The organism is Methylorubrum subtropicum, assembly GCF_038442325.1.
Classification (GTDB): domain Bacteria; phylum Pseudomonadota; class Alphaproteobacteria; order Rhizobiales; family Beijerinckiaceae; genus Methylobacterium; species Methylobacterium subtropicum.
The window spans coordinates 1-18,871 of the sequence record NZ_JBBXMW010000039.1; the positions used below are offsets into that span (position 1 = coordinate 1).

Below are 18,871 nucleotides of genomic sequence, written 5' to 3' on the forward strand. Positions count from 1 at the left end.
ACCCTGCACTTCCAGCATCGATCACCTCCTGTCTATAAGGAGGCGTCAACGCATGGCCTTCAACGCGGATCGACGCGCCGAAAAGTCATATGCGATAGCCCTGCCGCAAGGGGGAGGGGACCCGCGTTCAATACGGCTTCGTCAGCGGGGCCCGCCTCCGAACCCGCCCGGACCGCCGCCTCCGCCGAAGCTGCCCGGCCCGCCGCCGAAGCCGCCGGGGCCGCCGCCTCCGAAGGCGCCGCCGAACCCGACGCCGCCGGGGCGAGGTCCGCTGAAGCCCGGCGGGCCGCCGCCGAAGCCGCCCGGCGGGGGGGCACCGTAACCGCCGCCGCCAAACCCGCCGCCTGGGCCGGGCGGGGCCCGCGTGTCGATCGGGAAGTTGCCGCCGCGGCCCGGGCTGAGGCCGCCGGCCGGCTCGCGTCCGCCGGGCCGGACGGACGGTGCATCGACTCCGCCCGGACGGCCGCCCGGCGGCCCGTTCCCCGGCAGGCCGCCGCCGGGGCGTCCGCCGCCCGCGGGGCCGCCGTTGAGGGGTCCGCCGCGAGGGGACGCGCCGTCGCGCACGGATTCGATCGTCATGCGCCCGTCGCGGGCGATGCCCGCCTCGATCACCGCCGGGCCGGCGCCCGGCAGCGCGCCGGGACCGGCCCGGCCCGCCACCGCGAGGCCGGAGCCGAGGCGCAGACCTCGTTCACCCGGCACGACGTAGCCCTCGACCGAGGCGCGACCGAGCCCCGCCGGGAACGGACGGCTGAGGTCGCGGGCCGTGGTCACCGAGAAGCCGGCCCCGTCGGCCCGCCCCTCGACCGACACGCGCCGCCCCGACAACCCGGGCTTGAGGCCGTCGAGGGCGAGGGCGCCGATGCGGACCACACCGTCGGGGCCGCGCCGCACCGGGCCGGCGACGCGGTCCGGCCCGTCGGGGCGGGGCTCGATCAGGCTCGCCACGATGGTGCCGTCGCCCCGGCGCAACCCGCTCACCGCCACCCGCGCGCCGACCGCGAAACCCTGTTCGGAGGCGAGGCCCGCGGTCGCGACCGTCTGGCCGAGCACCGTCAGGCGGCCGGGGGCGACCGCCTCGACCGGGCCGACCACCTCGCACGTCACCGCGATGGCCCGCGTGCTCAAGCGATCCTCGGCCCCGCGGGCGACGACGCGCACGACGTGGCCGACGCGCAGGTCCGCCGCGCGGGCCGGGCGCCCGTCGATGGTGACGCGCACGTCGGCCGGGTAGGCGATGCGCAACCCGTTGACCCAGACGGAGCCGAACCGGCGGATCGTGCCGATCACCCCCGTCCCGCCGAGGCCGCGGTCCCCGCCGGGCAGCTCGTCGGGCTCGGGCCGCGCCCCGGTGCCACTGATCCCGCGATCCTGCGGCGGCTCGGCCCCGGTCTGGGGCCGGACGGGATGCGGCCACGCCAGTGCGGTGCCCGCGAGCAGCGCCAGCAGCCCGCGGCGGGTCGGGTGCGCGGGCCGGCTCACGGCGCGCCGGCCTTCTCGGCCTCGGGCGCCTCCACGGCCTCGCGAAAAATGTAGATCCCGAAGTTCCAGCGGTGGCGTCCGCCCGGATCGTCGGCGCAGGCCGCGTGCGCCTCGGCGTTGGCCTGCTTGAGCGCGTCCATGGCGATGACCCGCGCCCGCTCCTCCAGCCGCCCGGCGAGGGCTTCGGACAGCCCATCGTAGTGGACGGCGCGTTCGAGGAAGCGGGGGGCGGGGCCGGAAATGTTCTCGACCGCCGCCGCGAGATGGTCGTGCAGGTTGCGGCCGAAATAGTAGAGCTGCGGCTCGCCCCCGCCACGGGGCAGGTAGGCCGATTCGAGGAGCTGCACCCGGCCTTGCGGATCGAGCGCCGCCACGCCGCGGTCGAGCCATTCGTCGAGCACGGCGCGGGGGCGCACGTCCTTGGTGACGCCCGCGACCAGGGTCTCGAACGAGGGCGCGCCGGGCTCGGCCGTGCGCGGCAGCGGCAGCGGGTGCCCGTGGCCGTCGGTGAAGTCGGGCGCGGCGAGCCAGCGGGCGACGATCCGGCTCGTGCGCGAGACGGTGGCCGGCACCCGGCTCACCGGGGCGCCCGCGCCGCGCAGGCGCCGCACCTCCTTGCGGTGGATGCCGGTGAGCAGGCTGACGCGGCTGTCGGTCTGCTCCTTGCCGGGGAGCGCGAAGTCGTACTCGGCGACGTTTACGTAGAGTTCGCGCAGCAGATCCGTCAGCGCCGGGAAGGTGATGCCTCGGCGGACCAGCAGCCGCACCAGCGGGCGCAGCAGACGGGCCACCGGCCCGTGCAGGGCGGCGCCGTCCGGGCTCGGAGCGGGGTCGGACGTCTCTGACATCGCCCGACCTTAGCGTCGGGGGTGTGGGACACAATCCCACGAGGTGCGCTCCGGCACCGTTGCAAAGTGTTTTCCCCGTTGACGTGGGATTTTTGCACACGCATATTTTCGTGGTCAATTTTCCCACGAGATTGAAGGGCGAGACAATGCGGGAACTGAGGCCTCTTCTCGCGGCCAATTCGGCGCCGCTGGTGCTGGCGCCCGCGCCGTGTCCGCGCCTCGACGGTTCGCTGCGTCCGCTCTGCCGCGGGTTGGTGCTCGCCGCGGCCCTCGGCCTGCCTGCGCTGGGGGCGCTCGCGGCGGATCGCTTGGCCGAGCGCGGCCCGGCGCCCGTGCGCCTCGCCCTCGCGACGGGCGCCGTCCGATGAGGCCGGCGCTCGCCGCCCGCCCGATGCCCCGCTTCGACGGCCGCGAACCCTGCGGCGGCGAGACGGTGCTCGACCTCGCGCTCTGCCTGATCCTGGCGATCGCCGTGGTGGGCCTGCTGCTGCTGGCGCTCTGAGCGGCCGTTCGGCCTACGCGGTCCTACCCGTTGCCGATCGGCAGGTCGGGCGCCCGGTCCATCGGCGCGCCGTCGTAGCCTTCGAACCAGGCCGCGCGCTCGGGCGTGTTCTGCCCGTAGGGACAGGCGTCGCGGGGCCGCCCCTGGGCCCGCGCGCGGGCGCCCTCGGAGATCGCCGCGTCGGCGGAGGCGTGCGGATCGGTGTCGCTCATGCACAGGATATGGCGCGCGGCGAGCCCGAGGCGATGCCCTCAGCCGAGCGCCCGCCACAAAGCATCCGCGGCCAGCCCCACGAACAGGATCAGCCCGGCGTCGCGGTTCGAGCGGAACAGGGTGAGGGCGAGCCGCCCGTCGCGCGGGGAGAGCCGCCAAACCTGCTGGCCGAGATGGGCGGAAAACAGCGCGAGGCCGAGCCAGCCGAGGGGGCCGGCGCCGGCGCCGAGGAGGGCCGGCACCATCAGGGCGGCGGCGAGCGCGTAGCAGAGGCCGACCAGGGGTTTCAACTGGCTGCCGAACAGGCGGGCCGAGGACTTGATGCCGGCGATCTCGTCGTCCTCGATGTCCTGCACCGCGTAGATCGTGTCGTAGCCGACGATCCAGGCGACCGTGCCGGCGTAGAGCCACAGGGCCGGGGCCTCGACGCGCCCGAACACGGCGACCCAGCCCATCAGCGCGCCCCAGGCGAAGGCCAGCCCGAGCACGCCCTGGGGCAGCGGCATGATCCGCTTCATGAACGGGTAGATCGCCACCGGCGCCAGCGAGAGCATCCCGACGAGGATCGCCGTGCGGTTGAACTGCAGCAGCACGCAGAAACCCACCAGCGCCTGCGCCACGAGGAAGGCGGCGGCGGCCTTGGTGCTCACCTGCCCCGAGGGCAGCGGGCGCGAGCGGGTGCGCTCGACCTGGGCGTCGAGGTCGCGGTCGGCGATGTCGTTGTAGGTCGAGCCGGCGCCGCGCATCGCCACAGCGCCGATCAGGAACAGCCCGAGATGGAGCGGATCGGGCGCGCGTCCCGCGGCGATGCCGGCGAGTGCCGCCGACCACCAGCACGGCAGCAGCAGCAGCCACCAGCCGACCGGCCGCTCGATCCGGGCGAGGCGCAGATAGGGCCGGGCGCGGGCCGGCGCGAGCCGATCGACCCAGTGGCCGGCGACCGCGTCGGCGACGCGGCCGGCGTCAGGATGGGGAGGCAAGTAAGGGGCGCTTACAGAGCCCCTTGGGGCATCTTGAAGCTGCCGGTCAGGCCGGGACCGCCGAGCAGGCCGCCGCCACCGCCGCCGTTCTGGGCCTGGGCGCGGGCCTGGGCCTCCATCTTGGTGGCCTGGGCCGCCATGTTGCAGACCTTGGAGCGGATGTCGCCGACGCGCTTGTGGTCGGCCTGGAAGCCCTCGGCGAAGGAGTCGGGAATCGAGCACCATTCCTTGTTGGCGGCGATCCACTTGATGCCGGCGACGCCGTTGGACTGGAGCTGGCCGAACAGGGCACAGGCCTGCTGCGGCGTCATCTTCTGCTTCGAGTTCGAGGCGGCGTTGGCCTTGCCGACGAGGTTCTTGCGCTCCAGCAGCGTCTTCTGGATCGCGCTGCAATCGGTGCCGCCCTGGGGCGGCGCCGGGGCCGGCGTCGTGGTGGTCGGCATCGGCATGCTCATTGGCGGGGCGACGGGCGCCGGCTCGGCGTTGGCCTCCATCGAGGGGGCCGGCATCTGGCCGAAGGCGCCCTGCGCCAGCGCCGGGCCGGACAGGAGCGCGAGGGTCACCAGCGAAGCGGCGATCTTGGTGAAGGCGGCAGACGGCGCAGTCATGAGGGCTCGGTCCTTTCCCTGTCGGCCGCGGCGGGTGTCGTCCCCGCTTCTCGCAGCCCCACCCGATGGCGGCTCCCGGCGCGGCGTGCGCGCCCCGAATTCGCCGATCAGGCCTTGCGATGTTTCGTAAGTTTGTTCCTGCACGGGAATGTGGCGCCAATGGTGCCGCGGCCTCCCAAGCGGTCTAGGCCGTGGGCAAAAGGCGGAAAAAAGGGTAGTGTTGCGGAACGGCACCACCTCCCGCGATTGACAGCGCCGGGCCCTCACGCGAGGAGGCCGGCATGGCCCTCTACGACTTCACCGCGCCGCGCCTGTTCGTCGAGGCGGACTTGGCGGAGGGGCGCGTCCTGCCCCTGGAGCGGGCGCAGGCCAACTACCTGCTCACCGTGCTGCGCAAGGCCGAGGGCGAGCCGGTGCTGCTGTTCAACGGCCGCGACGGCGAGTGGCGCGCCGCCATCCTCCCCAACGGCCGCAAGAGCGCCGACCTGACGGTGGTGGAGCGCACGCGCCCCCAGCCGGCCCCGCCGGACCTGCATTACCTGTTCGCCCCCCTGAAGACCGGCCGGCTCGACTACATGGCCCAGAAGGCGGTGGAGATGGGCGCGGGCACGCTGCGCCCGGTCTTCACCCGCTTCACCCAAGGCGAGCGGATCAAGCTCGATCGCTTGCGCGCCAATGCGATCGAGGCCGCCGAGCAATGCGGCATCCTGGCGATCCCGGCCATCGCCGAGCCCGAGCGCCTGCCCGCGGCGCTCGACGCGCTGGAGCCCGAGCGCCTGCTGGTGTTCTGCGACGAGGACGCCCCCGTCGCCGACCCGGTCGCGGCGCTCCGCGGCGCCACCGATGGAAAGACCCCGCCGCTCGCCGTGCTGGTCGGCCCCGAGGGCGGGTTTCACGCGGAGGAGCGGGCCCTGATCGCGGCGCGGCCGAACACGGTGGCGCTCTCGCTCGGCCCCCGCATCCTGCGGGCGGATACCGCGGCGGTCGCCGTCATGGCGCTGGTGCAGGCGGTGCTGGGAGATGCGCGGTAGGGGATCGGAGGCGGCGTACCGGGCCTTCCGCCCTTGCTTCTACCCTCCGCCGTCATTCCGGGGCGCCGCAGGCGAACCCGGAATCCACCCGTGATGCGCGAAGCCCGGCTGAAGCCGAACCGTCGCGGCCAGTCGTGGATTCCGGGTTCCGCTGCGCGGCCCCGGAATGACGGGAAAGGGATCGATATTCCTCGGTCGGCTCACGGCCATCCCGCCATACCGGCACCGTGACGCCCCTCCGCGTTGTCGGCTCTTGCGGCCTGCTCTAAGGACACGACATCTCCGGCGTGGCCGATCGCGGGCCCGGTCTTCAGGATCGGGCCTTTTTTCGCGCCTTTGCCCCACCACCGGCTGACGAGGCAGCGCATGGCGCGCGACACGTCCGACACGACCCCGCTGACTTCGCGCGACGAACTGATCGCGTGGTTCTCCGACGGCGAGAAGCCGGCGACGCGCTTCGCGCTCGGCACGGAACACGAAAAGATTCCGTTCTACACGGCCGACCGCACGCCGGTGCCCTACGAGGGTGAGCGCGGCATCCGGGCGTTGCTCGAAAACCTCGGCCGCGAGACCGGCTGGGAGCCGATCCTGGACGGGGCCCACATCATCGGGCTCGCCAACAACGAGGGCGGCGGGGCGATCTCGATCGAGCCCGGCGGGCAGTTCGAGCTGTCCGGCGCGCCGCTGCCCGACGTGCATGCCAGCGTGGCCGAACTCGACGAGCATCTGGCGGCCACGCGCCGCGCGGCCGAGCCGCTCGGCATCGGCTTCCTCGATCTCGGCATGAGCCCGAAATGGACGCGCGAGGGCACGCCGTTCATGCCGAAAAGCCGCTACCGCATCATGCGCGGCTACATGCCGAAGGTGGGCACACTCGGCCTCGACATGATGCTGCGCACCGCGACCGTGCAGGTGAACCTCGATTTCTCCTCCGAGTCCGACATGGTGCGCAAACTGCGCGTCGGCCTCGCGCTCCAGCCGGTGGCGACCGCCTTGTTCGCCAACTCGCCCTTCACCGACGGGCGGCCGAACGGCTTCCTGTCGCGCCGCTCCGAGATCTGGCGCGATACGGATGCCGACCGCACCGGCATGTTCCCGCAGGCCTTCGAGGACGGGTTCGGCTACGAACAGTACGTCGACTGGCTGCTCGACGTGCCGATGTACTTCGTCAAGCGCGGCGAGACCTACCACGACGTCTCCGGCGCCTCGTTCCGCGACCTGATGGAGGGGCGCCTGCCTCAACTCCCCGGCGAGCGGGCCACCGTGTCGGACTGGGCCAACCACGCCTCCACCGTCTTCCCCGAGGTGCGGCTGAAGCGCTTCCTCGAGATGCGCGGCGCCGATGTCGGCGGGCCGGCGATGATCGCGGCGCAGACCGCGCTCTGGGCCGGGCTGCTCTACGACGAGAGCGCGGTTTCCGCCGCCTGGGACCTCGTGCGCGGCTGGACCGCGTCCGAGCGCGAGGCCCTGCGCGCCGCGGTGCCGCGGCTCGGGCTCGCGGCCTGCATCGGCGGGCGCAGCCTCGGCGCGGTGGCGGCGGAGGCGCTCACCATCGCCCGGGCCGGCCTGCAGGCACGCGCCCGCCGCGACGCGTCGGGCCGGGACGAGGCGATCTATCTCCAGCCGCTGGAGGCCATCGTCGCCGCCGGGCGCAGCCGGGCCGAGGAGTTGTTGGCCGCCTACGAGGGCGAATGGGCCAAATGTGTCGATCCGGCTTTTTCGGAGTGCACGTTCTGAGGCGCCCGCCGATCCCGGCGAAATCGCGCCGACGCACCGGAATGTGCGGCCGGGCACATTTTGCTCACGGCCGCGTTCGGGCGATGGAACGCAAATCCTAACAAAAAGTTCCTGAGGGTCTCGTGACACCTCAGGAGAACCCCCATGTCGTCGCGCATCACGACCCTGATGCTGGCCGGCCTCGCCATCACCGGTCTGGCCGTCGTCGGAACCGCCCCCGCCGCCCAGGCCGCGCCGCTCCCGGCGCTGACCGGCGACCTCGTCGGCGGCACCAAGACCACCGTCGATCACGTCGGCTGGCGCCGCGGTTACTACGGCGGCGGCTACGGCTATCGGCGCCGCGGCAATGTCGGCGGCGCGCTGTTCGCGGGCGCGGCCCTCGGCCTGATCGGCGGCGCGCTCGCCGCGAGCGCGGCCCCGCGCTACGGCTATTACGGCGGCGGATACGGCTACCCGGCCTACGGCTACGGCGGCTACGGCTATGCCCGCCCGGTCTACTATTCCCGCCCGGCCTATTACGGCGGTTACGGCTACCCGGCCTATGGCGGGTACGGCGGCTATTACGGCTGGTAATTAAGACGCCTTCCGCGAAGAGCTTTTCAGGGCCCCGTCGGCGCAAGCCGGCGGGGTTTTTCCGTGCTATGGGCCGGCGCGATGTCCGACGCCCCGATCGACCTCGACCTGAGCGGGCTCAAATGCCCCCTGCCGGCGCTGCGCACCCGCAAGGCCCTGCGGTCTCTGGCGCCGGGCGGGCGGTTGCGCGTCACCTGCACCGATCCGCTGGCGGGCATCGACATCCCCCACGCCGTGCGCGAGGAAGGCGCCGCGCTGGAAGCGCAGGAGCGCGACGGCGCCGCCTTCCGCTTCCTGATCCGCCGACAGGCTTGAGGACGAATCATGGCCGACAGCCCCCTCCCGAAGATCCGCGGCACCCGCACGGTCCATGACGGCTGGGCGAGCTTCCTCATCGCCGACGTCACCCTGCCCGACGGGCACGAGGCCACCCGCGAGATCGAGGACCACGGCGAGGCGGTCTGCGTGCTGCCCTACGACGCCGCGCGCCGGGTCGCCCTGGTGATCCGCCAGTTCCGGGCCCCGCCCTTCTTCGCCGCCGCCGTGCCGGAGATGCTGGAGGCCCCCGCCGGCCTCCTCGACGAGCCCGACCCGCAGGCGGGCGCCCGCCGCGAGGCGTTCGAGGAGACCGGCGTGCGCCTCGCCGCGCTGGAGCCGGTCGCCACGGTCTGGACCATGCCCGGTGTCTCGACCGAGCGGATGCACCTGTTCCTCGGCCCCTACACCCCCGCCGACCGCGAGGGCGCGGGCGGCGGCCTGGCCGAGGAGCACGAGGGCATCACCGTCACGGAGATGCCGCTCGCCGACCTCGCCGCGCTCGCGGAGGCCGGCGAACTCACCGACCTGAAGACCTACACCCTGGTCCAGGCCCTGCGCCTGCGGCGGCCGGAGTTGTTCGGCTGATTTTTTGTAGACGACTTACGCATCACCCTAAAACACCACCGTCATTCCGGGGCCGCGAAGCGGAACCCGGAATCCACGACTGGCCGCGACGGCTCGGCTGCGACCGGGCACCGCGCATCACGGGTGGATTGCACGCCTCCAGCGCGCCCCTTCGGGTCCGGGTTCCGCTGACGCGGCCCCGGAATGACGGCGGTGGGAAGCGGCGTCGGCGGTGAAACCGCCGCCCCTGCCCGGACTTTGTGCCGGCCCGAGCCTTGCCGGAAGGGCGGCGCCGGCTATCATTCCGGAGGCGGAACGGGGCCAGGGGCTTTGCTCGCGTCCGGCCCCGCGCCGGGCCGGCGCCCTTTTCGAACGGCACCCGTCGCCTGGGAGACGTTCATGCTGTTCTTCATCGGGATCGCCTGTCCCTGGCTCATCGTCTCCGGCCTGATGCTGATGTGGCATCGCCGCGCCGAGGAACTGAACGCGAAGCGCGACTGATCCCGATCCCCGCTCCGCTAGGTTCTTGTACCGCATCGGCTTTTGCCGAAAGCCGGTTCCCACCTTTCGGGCCGATGCTCTGGCCTTTCGTCACCCCCGCTCGAACCGGACGCCGAGTTCCGGGTTCACTGCGGGCGCAAGCGCGCGCCCGTCGGGCGCGGCTTCCGTGAAGAAAGCGCAGTGGAGTCGGACATGGACATCGCCCTCGACAAGGTCACCGAGATCATCCTGCGGCTGCGGGCGGTCGAGGCGAAGGAAGGGGCGACCGACCCGGATTCGGGCTCGAACCCGGTCGATGACGGGGCGGCCGACGTGCTCGTCGGCGGCACCGACGACGCCACCGAGCAGGAGATCGCCTCGGCCATCGCCGGCCTCAACGAGGACGAGCGCAGCAACTTGATGGCCCTGCTTTATATCGGCCGCGGCGATCTGGAGGCCGCGGAATGGGGCGAGGCGGTGCGCATGGCCAAGGAACGCGAGGTCGCGGGCGACAGCCCCGTGCGCGAACTGCTCGGCACGCCGGACGCGGCGGCCCTGTTGGAGGAAGGCCTCGACAGCCTCGGCATCGCGATGGACGCGCCGGAGGCGTAACGCGAAAAAGGGGGCCGGATGCCTGAGCATCCGGCCCCCTTTTTCGTCAGGGCTCGCAGGCCAGCACCTTGGCGCCGACGGCGACGAACTCGGCGGTCGTGCGCAGGTCCTGGCGCAGGCGCGGCGTGTGGGCCACCAGCGAGGCCTCGCGCTCCAGTTGGTCGTTGCAGGCGCAGGAGGGCAGGCCCTGGCCGACCGGCGGCGAGCAGGCGTCGTGGTGCATGCAGGCCCGGTCGAGGGCGTCCACCGGCGGCAGGCCGGCGCCGCGGCTGCCGGGGCCGCAATAGTTGCCGTGGAACACCAGCGCGCCCTTCGGCAGCCCCGAGCCGAGCTTGGGCGCCGCCGGCATCTCGATCTCGGGCGCGTCGTCCGGCGCGACGATGTCCTGCGCCGAGGCTGCGAGCGGGGCGCAGACGAGGGCGGTCGCGAGCGACAGCCGCCGGATCGCCGGATGCAATGAGGGAATGGGCAAGGTCGTACTCTCCGTTCGAAACGCTCCCCTCGCAGCCCTCCGGCCGGCGCGACCGTTGCCGTCGCCGCGGGGCCGACTGAGCCGTTTCAACGGTTGTTTCCGGCCATGGTTCATTTCGGCACGTGCACCGCACCATTCGGGCCCGCCGGAGACGGATCGAAGCGGCGAACCAGGGGCCTTCGTCTCGGCCGGACGAAGCGGCCCGACCGGACGGTGGGCGTCCGGGTTTTTCGTCAGAACACCGTCTCACCCCCGCGAAAACAGCTCGTTCTCGCCGCGATGGATGCAGGGCCGGGCCGGCAGGCGGGTGGCCTTGCGGCGGGTGAGGAAGCGGGGGCGGCGACCGCTGAGCGAGCCGTTGCGGCGGCGCTGGCGGCTGCGGCCGAGCGCGAGGCGGCCAATCTGCTGCGAGACCGGGACGAGGCTGCCGTCCTCGCGCAGCAACATCCGGGTCAGCCCACCCTTGGCCGAGAGGTCGCGCCACTGCGCCACCACGTCCTCCTCGGTGAAGCCGGCAAGCCGCATCAGCACCTCGCCCTCGGCATCGACGAGCAGCAGCGCGAAGCGATCCTCGCCGGTGATCTCGGCCGCGTCGTCGTCGAAGGCGAGCGCCGCACCGACCGGGACGGCGTGACCCTTGCCGAGGACCGGCAGCGGCGTCGGGGCGATGGTGAGGACCGAACGGATCGCATCGTCTTCGTTCGCGGCCGGGCAGTCCAGAGCGGGGATCTCGAAAGTCATCATCGGTTCGATGCCTTGTCCTGGGTCGCGGTCTCTGGCGGACGCGCTGTCATGACAAGCATATGGCCCCACCGCACCCCCCAGGCGCCTTAAGAGTGAGCGTTAAGCGATGGTGGACGGCCCCGAAGTCTCCGGAATGCTCAACGGACCGTTTTCGCGATCGGTGAAAGACCGGTGTATCGCCGGGCGACGCCGCACCGCGGCACGGCAGGGATGCGACGGCGCGTCCTTGTGAGGGAAGCGGCTTCGCCCTTAAAACGAAAAGACGCCGCCGGCCTCCCGCGGCGCACATCATTGCAAGCGAGCCCATGACCGACACGACATCCTCGTCCGGGGCGCCGTCCGTCGCGGCGCTGGCGCCGCTGCTGCGCACGGCGGTGCGCGAGGCGGCCGGCCTCGCGCTGCCGTTCTTCGAGCCCGGCGGGCAGACGCGCGCGCGGGTCTGGTCGAAGTCGGGCGGCTCGCCGGTGACGGAGGCCGATGTCGCCGTCGACACCTTCCTCAAGGTGCGCCTGTCGGAGGTCGAGCCGGCGGCGGCGTGGCTGTCGGAGGAGACCATCGACGACCCCGTGCGCCTGGGCGCGCAGCGGGTCTGGATCGTCGATCCGATCGACGGCACCCGCGCCTTCCTCTCGGGCCATCCCGACTGGTCGATCGCGGTGGCGCTCTTGGAGGCGGGCGAGCCGGTGCTCGGCGTGGTGTTCGCGCCCGCCACGGGACGCTTCTACGAGGCGATCGCGGGCGAGGGGGCGACGCTCGACGGCGCGCCGATCCGCGCCTCGGCGCAAGGGGCGCTGGAGGGGGCGCGCATCACCGGCCCCAAGCCGATGCAGGACCGCCTGCTCGGCGGCGCCGCGAGCCTCGGGTCCGAGCCCGCGGTGACGCGGGTCGAGCGGGTGCCCTCGTTGGCGCTGCGGCTCGCGCGCGTGGCCGAGGGCGTGATCGACCTCGGCCTCGTCTCGAAAGATTCGCGGGATTGGGACTTGGCCGCCGCCGACCTGATCCTGCGCGAGGCGGGCGGCGTGGTGTGCGACCTCGACGGTCGCCCCACGGTCTACAACCGCCCGGAGCCGCGCCACGGCGAACTCATCGCCGTACCGCGGACGCTGCAGGAGCCCGCTTTGGCGGCGCTCGCGCGGGGGAATGGTTGAGGAAATCGGCCTGCCATGCTGCGAGCATGGCGGGCCGCCCCCGCGACTGCGGGGCGGCGGTCGTCCGCCGGACGCGCGGAGGCTGACCTTCGGTCAGGTTCCGCGCACTGATTTAAGCCGCCTCGCGCAGCCGCACGGCCCGCGGCGAGAGGCCGAGCCGCTCGGCGAGATGCCAGCGCAGTTCGCGCGGCGAGTGGTATTCGTAGGAAGGGTCGATCAGGTGGCTGAGATCGGCCGGGCCTCGGGCCGCGGTCTCGATCAGGCGGTCCACCCGGAAGGTCGCCGCGTCGGTGACGGGCGAAGGGGCGCCCGCATGGCGCCGGAACTCGAACTGCATTTTCTTGTCTGTTCTTTCTCTCACCGGATGTCCGCGACTTTTCTTTGAGCCGGCCGGTGTCGTTTCTGATTGTCGTTGGCGTCGTCTTGTCAGGCGGCACCCGCGATCCGTCCAGGCGGGCGGGGGCCGCGTCGTCGTCGGGGATGGGTTCACCATCCCCGTAGTGGTCTTTAGACCGCCTGGAGGTTGCCGGCGGCGTCCTTGCCGCTGCGCTTGTCGGTCAGAACCTCGTAGGAAACCTTCTGGCCCTCGACGAGATTGCGCAGGCCGGCGCGCTCGACGGCGGAGATGTGGACGAACACGTCCTTGCCGCCGTTATCCGGCTGGATGAAGCCGTAGCCCTTGGTCTCGTTGAACCACTTGACAGTACCAGTATCCACGAAAACTTCCTTCGTTCTGGCTCGCCCACGCGCAAGGGTATGCGCGCAGCGAGCGCGTCGTTTCATCCGTCGATGTACGGATAGACGGGTGCGGGCCGTGGAAAGCATGCGGCATGAGGGCCGCCGCTCCCGTCATGTCCCTATCTAGGCGCTCGATGCGGCCTTAACAAGGCGCCTCGACCCGGCAGGGACGCCGCAGGCGGGGCCTGCCCCGCCCCGGGCGGCCGTCTGCCGCGCAGTCTCCCACCCTGTGACAAAGCCCGGTGCGGGTGCATATAAGGGTGAGGGCCCAGGCGTTTATGCCGGGGCGTTCTTGAGCGGCATTCCCCACGCAGTCGGGCGGTTCATGGCGGGCATCTCGGTTTCCCTCGAAGGCGCGAACATCCAGCTCTCCTTCCAGAAGGACGAGCAATCGACGGCGGTGGTGATGGACGCCCGCGCCGCCCGCGCGCTCGTGCGCGCCGTGGGCCAGCTCCTCACCGCGATCGACGACGGCGACGAGGTCGATCTGCCCGACGAGAACGACGAGGACATCGCCATGCTCGACGTGACCTCCTCGGCGATCGAGGTCGGCACCGACGAGCAGGGCCAGGCGGTGGTCGCCCTCCAGGCCGGCGCCCTGCCGCCGTTCCAACTGCGCCTGACCGACGAGGAAGCCCGCCACGTCGCCACCAGCCTCAGCGAGATTTTGGCGGCGCCGCGGGACGTGCGCACGTCGCACGGGGGGCATTGAGGGCCGGGCTCTCGGTCCAAACCCTTCATCCCACCAAACCCCCTCATCCTGAGGTGCTCAGCCGAAGGCCGAGCCTCGAAGGAGAGCTCCAGGGATCGCGCGAACCACTGGAGCCCTCCTTCGAGGCCGCTTCGCGGCACCTCAGGATGAGGCGGATGGGTGGGGCGAGCCCGTCGTAAAGGCTCGCGCTGAACACCCAAAAAGGATCAAACGCCCGGACGGCCGCGGCGGGGGCCGCGCGCGCGCTCGGCGCTCGGCAGGGCATCCGGCACCATCGTGACGATGACCGGGTTCGGCACGTGGTCGAAGGCGGCGCCGTTATAGGCGTCCACGCCCATGCCGATCACGCCGCCCGCCAGCACGTTGCCGGCGAAGCCCGCCGCGCCCGAGCCGACGAGCTTGGTCCGCACCGGCACCGTCTGCGGCCGGTAGCCCGGCAGGGTGAAGGTGGCGTCGAACTCCTCCGAGCGCGGGATGTCGAGGGCGCAGGGCGTGGCCGGGCAGGAGCGGTTGGTGGAGGTCGTCATCGCCGCGCCCGCGGGCGCCGAGGTGAACGTGATCATCTCCGACGTGCCGCGCGTGATGCTGCCGCACGCCGACACCCCCGCCGCGACGAGCGCGACGGCCAGACACTGACGAACCATGGAACGATGCCCCCCGAAACGCCGCCTCTGCGGGCGGATGATCGGGTTGTCCGCCGGGGGACGGGGCAACGCAAGCGTGCCGACGCGAAAGGCCGGGAAAACGCTGCCGGGACAGGATGCCTATCTCCGAAAAGTAACAAAGGACCGCCTCCACCTTGGAAGGCGGGGGCGGTTGCAGCGTCGATTACATGCGGATGCCGGGATCGGTCGGGCCGCCGGGGAGGTAGTCGGGCTCGGAGCCCGGCCCCTTCGGCTCGCCGATGCCGGGCTCGTCCACCGGATAGGGGGAGCGCGGGCCGGTCGGGCCGATATCGGGCTGGTCGTCCGGCTGGGGCGGCGGCGGCAGGTCGCCGGGGGTGGGGTCGGGGGTCGGGATGCCGGGATTGGCCATGGAGCCTCTTCTGGCTTGCGGTGTCGGGTGTGTGGGTCCAACACCCGCTCGCCGGAGGGGTTCCGTGACGTTTCCTAGGGGATTGGCCGCAGGAACCGGCCCGGCGGCGCAGGGTTGGCCTGCCATATCCGCCCATCACAGGAGCCCGAGCATGCCCGATATCGGCGAGGCCAAGATCCTCATCGTCGCCACCGACGGATTCGAGCAGAGCGAACTGACCGTGCCGCTGGAGAAGCTCAAGGCGGCCGGGGCCACGGTCCACGTCGCGAGTCCGCAATCGCGCCAGTCGAAGGACGCCATCAAGGGCTGGGACAAGACCGATTGGGGACAGTCCGTGCCGGTCGATCTCGATGTCGAGAGCGTGAACCCGGCCGATTACCACGCGCTGGTGCTGCCCGGCGGGCAGATCAACCCGGACAAGCTGCGCCTGGAGGCGAAGGCGCTCGACGTGATCCGCAGCTTCCTCTCTGAGGGCAAGGTCGTGGCCGCGATCTGCCATGGGCCGTGGCTGCTGATCGAGGCCGGCGCCGTGAAGGGCCGCACCCTGACCTCGTTCCCGTCGATCAAGACCGACGTGATCAACGCGGGCGGTGATTGGGTGGACGAGGAAGTCGTCACCGACGGCGGCATCGTCACCAGCCGCAAGCCCGACGATCTCGACGCGTTCGTCGCCAAGATCATCGAAGAGGTGAAGGAAGGCCGCCACGAGCCGCGCCAGCTCGCCGCCTGATTTTTTTGGGATTTTGAACGAGCAAAGCCGCCGACGCACCGCGTCGGCGGCTTCTATCGTCGCTCATCCTACCCTGACCCTCATCCTGAGGCCGCTGCGCGGCACCTCAGGATGAGGGGAATTGTAGGGATCAGCGCCGGGCCGCCGCCTTCTGCGCCTTGGCCGCGGAGGCGCCGGCCATCAGCTTGGCGAGGTGCTCCTGATCGAAGCCGTCGGCGCTCGCGGTCTGCACCGAGGCGCCGGGGAAGGGCTCGACCTTGCGCGGGGTGATCGAGCCGGTGCTGACCGGATCGGGCAGCGCCGCCGCGACGGGGAGCGCGGGGGCCGCGGGCTCCCGCTGGAGGCGAAGGGCCCAGTGGGCCGCGGTGGAGAGCACGGCGATGGCCAGGATCGCCTTGATGCCGCTCGTCAGGAAACGCCGCATGATCGTGGGCCGTCGAACGCGAGGGGAACGCGACCGGTTCCCCGGTCTTTTCCATCATCGCGCAGGATCGTGAACGAACCGCGCAACGCGGTTCGCCACGACCGTGCCGGATCGGGTCAGGTGCTCGTCGCGACCTTTCCGTGCGCAGCGCCCCCGGTATCCGTCGCTCCGCGGGTGCGCCACAGGCTGTAGCCGATGCCGCCCGCGAGCAGGAAAACCGTGACGGCGAGCGACACCCACGGCGGCAGATGCACGAGGTCGAACGTGTCGGCCACGATGATCTTGGCGCCGATGAACAGCAGGATGAAGGCGAGCGCCGTCTTGAGGTAGGCGAAGCGGTCCACCATCGCGGCGAGCGCGAAGTAGAGGGCGCGCAGGCCTAAGATCGCGAAGATGTTCGACGTGTAGACGATGAACGGGTCGGTGGTGATGGCGAAGATCGCCGGCACGCTATCGACGGCGAAGATCACGTCGGCCACGTTGACGAGCACCAGGGCCACCGCCAGCGGGGTCAGCCAGCGCACGGTCTTACCGGTCTTCGGGTCGGCCTTCCGCACGGTGAAGTGCTGGCCGTGCAGCTCGTCGGTGATGGGCACCAAGCGCTTGAGCAGGCGGAAGGCGGCGCCGTCGCGCACGTCCTTCGCCTCGTCCTCCTTCGAGATCAGCATCTTGAGGCCGATGAAGAGGAGGAACACGGCGAAGACCGAGAGCACCCAGTGCGCCTGTTGCACGAGCGCAGAGCCGAGCCCGATCATCAGCCCGCGCAGCAGCACGGCGGCCAAAATGCCCCAGACCAGGACGCGGTGCTGCGCCGCCCGCGGCACGCCGAGCGACGTCAGGATCACCGCGATGACGAAGACGTTGTCCATCGACAACGACTTCTCGATCACGAGGCCGGTGACGTATTCCTGGCCGGCCTGGGGGCCGAGCATCCACCACACCCAGCCGCCGAAGGCGAGGCCGAGGGTGAAGTAGAAGGCGGTGAGGAGAAGGCTCTCCTTCACGCCGATCTCGTGGTTCTTGTCGCGGTGGAGCAGGCCGAGATCGAAGGCGAGCAGGCCCGCCACGAGGGCGTGGAAGCCCGCCCACATCCAGACAGGCTTACCGAGCCACTCGTAAGTGAAGAATTCCATAGCGATGGGACCTTGATGCTTCTGCCGAAAGGAGAGCATCGACTCCGACATCACGTGACGCGTCGGTGCGTCCTCGGGCGAAGATGATCCCGCCGGGGCGGCGGGAGGGCTTCCCAAGGGGGCAAGGGGGAAGCATCGCGATGAGGCACGCCCGCGCGTCCCGCCAGAGGGGCCCGCAGCCGATACGGCGCAGGTGGAGGGCGGTCCGCGGCGATTCAAGGGGCCGCGTGCGCGATGCGCCGATCACGTCTTTCGTGATCGCTTGACAGACGCGGCCCGGCGGGGCCTCCCCCGTGGCATGGACACGGATCGCAGCGGCGAATTCCAAAAAGAAATCGCGATCGTCGGCGGGGGGCCGGCGGGGCTGATGGCCGCCGAGACCCTGGCCGGGGCGGGGCAGGCCGTCACCGTCTACGAGCGGATGCCGTCCGTCGGGCGCAAGTTCCTGATCGCGGGCCGCGGCGGGCTCAACCTGACCCATACCGAGCCGCTGCCGGATTTCCTGGCCCGCTACCATCCGGTGCAGCCCGCGCTCGCAGCGGCGATCGAGGCCTATCCGCCGCAAGCCCTGCGGAACTGGTGCGAGGCGCTCGGCCAGCCGACCTTCGTCGGGTCGAGCGGGCGGGTGTTCCCGAAGAGCTTCAAGGCCTCGCCGCTGCTGCGGGCGTGGCTCGCGCGGCTGACCGAGGGCGGCGTCGCGATCCGCACCCGCCATCGCCTGACCGGGCTCGGGGCCGACGGCACGCTCGCCTTCGAGACGCCGGACGGCTCTTTGAGCGTCCGCCCGCGGGCCGCGCTGCTGGCGCTCGGGGGGGCGAGCTGGCCGCGCCTCGGCTCGGACGGGGCCTGGGTGCCGTTGCTCGAAGGCGCCGGCCTCGCGGTGGCGCCGCTGCGGCCCGCCAATGTCGGCTTCGCCGTCGCGTGGTCGGCGCATGTCACGGAGCGCTTCGCGGGCGCCCCGCTCAAGCGGATCGCCGCCCGGATCGGCGACGCGCACGCGCGGGGCGAGGCGGTGGTGACGGCGGGGGGCATCGAGGGCGGCGTGATCTACGCGCTGGGGCGCCCGATCCGCGAGGCGGTGGAGCGCGACGGCGCCGCCACCCTGGTCCTCGACCTGCGGCCCGATCTCGACGCGGGCGCCCTCGCCAAAAAACTCGGCCGGACGCGCCCCGGCGAGAGCCTGTCGACGCGCCTGCGCAAGGCGGCGGGGCTCGACGGCGTCGCCGCCGCGCTGCTGCGCGAGGCCCACGCCAACGCGCTTCCCAGCGAGGCCGATGCGCTTGCAACAGCGATCAAGGCGGTTCCGCTGCGGCTGACGGCGCCGGCCCCGATCGCGCGGGCGATCTCGACCGCGGGCGGGCTGACGCTCAGTGAACTCGACGCGCGCTTCATGCTGCGCGCCCGCTCCGGCCTGTTCGCGGCGGGCGAGATGCTGGACTGGGAGGCCCCCACCGGCGGCTACCTGCTGCAAGCCGCCTTCGCCAGCGGCCGGGCGGCGGCGCGGGGGATGCTGGATTGGCTGGGGGAGGGGGGCTGAGAGAGGGCTGAGTTCGGCGTCTACCCGCGCCGGGCGCTCTCCTCCCCCTTGCGGGGAGGAGCCGGAGGTGGGGGTGGTTCAGGATGGATTGCCGAGCCTCATCCGGCACCACCCCCACCCCTACCCCTCCCCCTTGCGGCAGGGCTATCGCATATGACTTTTCGGCGCGTCGATCCGCGTTGAAGGCCATGCGTTGACGCCTCCTTATAGACAGGAGGTGATCGATGCTGGAAGTGCAGGGTTTGTTTTC

At 71.8% G+C, this 18,871-nt stretch carries 25 protein-coding genes; 12 read left to right on the forward strand and 13 right to left on the reverse strand.

Going from position 1 to position 18,871, the window contains the following annotated elements:
• Positions 1–141: 141 nt before the first annotated feature.
• Positions 142–1,482, reverse strand: a complete 1,341-nt coding sequence (locus tag AAHG03_RS26420) for a DUF5666 domain-containing protein (protein WP_342154739.1) — start codon at positions 1,480–1,482, stop codon at positions 142–144.
• Positions 1,479–2,330, reverse strand: a complete 852-nt coding sequence (locus AAHG03_RS26425; RefSeq protein WP_342154741.1) for a DUF6502 family protein — start codon at positions 2,328–2,330, stop codon at positions 1,479–1,481. The genes AAHG03_RS26420 and AAHG03_RS26425 overlap by 4 nt, the downstream gene beginning before the upstream one ends.
• A 146-nt stretch (positions 2,331–2,476) precedes the next feature.
• On the opposite strand from AAHG03_RS26425, the gene AAHG03_RS26430 reads away from it, so the two are divergent.
• The gene (locus tag AAHG03_RS26430) at positions 2,477–2,698 is read left to right on the forward strand and encodes a hypothetical protein (protein ID WP_342154743.1); all 222 of its coding nucleotides are present in this window, start codon (positions 2,477–2,479) and stop codon (positions 2,696–2,698) included.
• Positions 2,695–2,832 (forward strand): hypothetical protein, encoded by a 138-nt coding sequence (locus AAHG03_RS26435; RefSeq protein WP_342154745.1) that lies wholly within the window; start codon positions 2,695–2,697, stop codon positions 2,830–2,832. The genes AAHG03_RS26430 and AAHG03_RS26435 overlap by 4 nt, the downstream gene beginning before the upstream one ends.
• A gap of 23 nt (positions 2,833–2,855) precedes the next feature.
• On the opposite strand, the gene rmf is transcribed toward AAHG03_RS26435, so the two are convergent.
• Genes rmf through AAHG03_RS26450 form a run of 3 tightly spaced genes read right to left on the reverse strand, consistent with a single transcriptional unit; the run spans position 2,856 to position 4,633 of the window.
• Entirely contained in the window at positions 2,856–3,044 is a 189-nt protein-coding gene (gene rmf, locus AAHG03_RS26440; RefSeq protein WP_342154747.1) for a ribosome modulation factor, read from the reverse strand.
• A gap of 39 nt (positions 3,045–3,083) precedes the next feature.
• Entirely contained in the window at positions 3,084–4,025 is a 942-nt protein-coding gene (gene ubiA, locus AAHG03_RS26445) for a 4-hydroxybenzoate octaprenyltransferase (RefSeq protein WP_342154749.1), read from the reverse strand.
• A gap of 11 nt (positions 4,026–4,036) precedes the next feature.
• Positions 4,037–4,633 carry a hypothetical protein gene (locus AAHG03_RS26450; RefSeq protein ID WP_342154751.1) on the reverse strand — a complete coding sequence of 199 codons (597 nt, stop codon included), beginning with the start codon at positions 4,631–4,633 and terminating at the stop codon, positions 4,037–4,039.
• Positions 4,634–4,914: 281 nt separating this feature from the next.
• Between AAHG03_RS26450 and AAHG03_RS26455 the strand changes: the two genes are divergently transcribed.
• The 6 genes from AAHG03_RS26455 (at position 4,915) to AAHG03_RS26480 (ending at position 9,948) form a co-directional block, all read left to right on the forward strand.
• On the forward strand, positions 4,915–5,664 hold the full coding sequence (locus tag AAHG03_RS26455) for a 16S rRNA (uracil(1498)-N(3))-methyltransferase (protein WP_342154753.1): 750 nt from the start codon (positions 4,915–4,917) through the stop codon (positions 5,662–5,664).
• Between the two features lie 366 nt (positions 5,665–6,030).
• The gene (locus tag AAHG03_RS26460; RefSeq protein ID WP_342154755.1) at positions 6,031–7,401 is read left to right on the forward strand and encodes a glutamate--cysteine ligase; all 1,371 of its coding nucleotides are present in this window, start codon (positions 6,031–6,033) and stop codon (positions 7,399–7,401) included.
• A 144-nt stretch (positions 7,402–7,545) separates the two neighbouring features.
• Complete coding sequence (locus AAHG03_RS26465) at positions 7,546–7,974, forward strand: hypothetical protein (protein WP_342154757.1); 429 nt, start codon at positions 7,546–7,548, stop codon at positions 7,972–7,974.
• An 81-nt stretch (positions 7,975–8,055) separates the two neighbouring features.
• Positions 8,056–8,289 carry a sulfurtransferase TusA family protein gene (locus AAHG03_RS26470; RefSeq protein WP_342154759.1) on the forward strand — a complete coding sequence of 78 codons (234 nt, stop codon included), beginning with the start codon at positions 8,056–8,058 and terminating at the stop codon, positions 8,287–8,289.
• Positions 8,290–8,298: 9 nt separating this feature from the next.
• Complete coding sequence (locus AAHG03_RS26475) at positions 8,299–8,877, forward strand: NUDIX hydrolase (protein WP_342154761.1); 579 nt, start codon at positions 8,299–8,301, stop codon at positions 8,875–8,877.
• 672 nt (positions 8,878–9,549) lie between these two features.
• Entirely contained in the window at positions 9,550–9,948 is a 399-nt protein-coding gene (locus tag AAHG03_RS26480; RefSeq protein ID WP_342154763.1) for a DUF3775 domain-containing protein, read from the forward strand.
• Between the two features lie 46 nt (positions 9,949–9,994).
• Here AAHG03_RS26480 and AAHG03_RS26485 read toward each other — a convergent pair whose 3' ends face one another.
• Positions 9,995–10,420, reverse strand: coding sequence for a hypothetical protein (locus AAHG03_RS26485; RefSeq protein WP_412759800.1), 426 nt, complete (start codon positions 10,418–10,420; stop codon positions 9,995–9,997).
• Positions 10,421–10,666: 246 nt separating this feature from the next.
• Positions 10,667–11,164, reverse strand: a complete 498-nt coding sequence (locus AAHG03_RS26490) for a DUF6101 family protein (protein WP_342154765.1) — start codon at positions 11,162–11,164, stop codon at positions 10,667–10,669.
• Between the two features lie 305 nt (positions 11,165–11,469).
• Between AAHG03_RS26490 and AAHG03_RS26495 the strand changes: the two genes are divergently transcribed.
• Complete coding sequence (locus AAHG03_RS26495) at positions 11,470–12,312, forward strand: inositol monophosphatase family protein (RefSeq protein ID WP_342154767.1); 843 nt, start codon at positions 11,470–11,472, stop codon at positions 12,310–12,312.
• 112 nt (positions 12,313–12,424) lie between these two features.
• Here AAHG03_RS26495 and AAHG03_RS26500 read toward each other — a convergent pair whose 3' ends face one another.
• Together AAHG03_RS26500 and AAHG03_RS26505 are read right to left on the reverse strand one after the other, a co-directional pair.
• Positions 12,425–12,649 carry an AsnC family transcriptional regulator gene (locus tag AAHG03_RS26500; protein ID WP_342154769.1) on the reverse strand — a complete coding sequence of 75 codons (225 nt, stop codon included), beginning with the start codon at positions 12,647–12,649 and terminating at the stop codon, positions 12,425–12,427.
• A 170-nt stretch (positions 12,650–12,819) separates the two neighbouring features.
• The gene (locus AAHG03_RS26505; protein ID WP_009866236.1) at positions 12,820–13,029 is read right to left on the reverse strand and encodes a cold-shock protein; all 210 of its coding nucleotides are present in this window, start codon (positions 13,027–13,029) and stop codon (positions 12,820–12,822) included.
• A 346-nt stretch (positions 13,030–13,375) separates the two neighbouring features.
• Here AAHG03_RS26505 and AAHG03_RS26510 point away from each other — a divergent pair, with 346 nt between their 5' ends.
• Entirely contained in the window at positions 13,376–13,762 is a 387-nt protein-coding gene (locus AAHG03_RS26510; protein WP_056247901.1) for a hypothetical protein, read from the forward strand.
• Between the two features lie 206 nt (positions 13,763–13,968).
• Here the strand turns inward: AAHG03_RS26510 and AAHG03_RS26515 are convergent, their stop codons facing one another.
• Entirely contained in the window at positions 13,969–14,406 is a 438-nt protein-coding gene (locus AAHG03_RS26515; RefSeq protein WP_412759801.1) for a translation initiation factor 2, read from the reverse strand.
• Positions 14,407–14,590: 184 nt separating this feature from the next.
• Positions 14,591–14,797 carry a hypothetical protein gene (locus tag AAHG03_RS26525; RefSeq protein WP_342154775.1) on the reverse strand — a complete coding sequence of 69 codons (207 nt, stop codon included), beginning with the start codon at positions 14,795–14,797 and terminating at the stop codon, positions 14,591–14,593.
• Between the two features lie 151 nt (positions 14,798–14,948).
• On the opposite strand from AAHG03_RS26525, the gene AAHG03_RS26530 reads away from it, so the two are divergent.
• A complete protein-coding gene (locus AAHG03_RS26530; protein WP_342154777.1) occupies positions 14,949–15,527 on the forward strand; it encodes a type 1 glutamine amidotransferase domain-containing protein in 579 nt (192 codons plus the stop codon).
• Positions 15,528–15,657: 130 nt separating this feature from the next.
• On the opposite strand, the gene AAHG03_RS26535 is transcribed toward AAHG03_RS26530, so the two are convergent.
• Entirely contained in the window at positions 15,658–15,951 is a 294-nt protein-coding gene (locus tag AAHG03_RS26535; protein ID WP_342154779.1) for a hypothetical protein, read from the reverse strand.
• Between the two features lie 116 nt (positions 15,952–16,067).
• The gene (locus AAHG03_RS26540) at positions 16,068–17,084 is read right to left on the reverse strand and encodes a TerC family protein (protein ID WP_342154781.1); all 1,017 of its coding nucleotides are present in this window, start codon (positions 17,082–17,084) and stop codon (positions 16,068–16,070) included.
• Between the two features lie 298 nt (positions 17,085–17,382).
• Between AAHG03_RS26540 and AAHG03_RS26545 the strand changes: the two genes are divergently transcribed.
• Positions 17,383–18,621 carry a TIGR03862 family flavoprotein gene (locus AAHG03_RS26545; RefSeq protein WP_342154783.1) on the forward strand — a complete coding sequence of 413 codons (1,239 nt, stop codon included), beginning with the start codon at positions 17,383–17,385 and terminating at the stop codon, positions 18,619–18,621.
• The last annotated feature ends 250 nt before the right edge of the window (positions 18,622–18,871 follow it).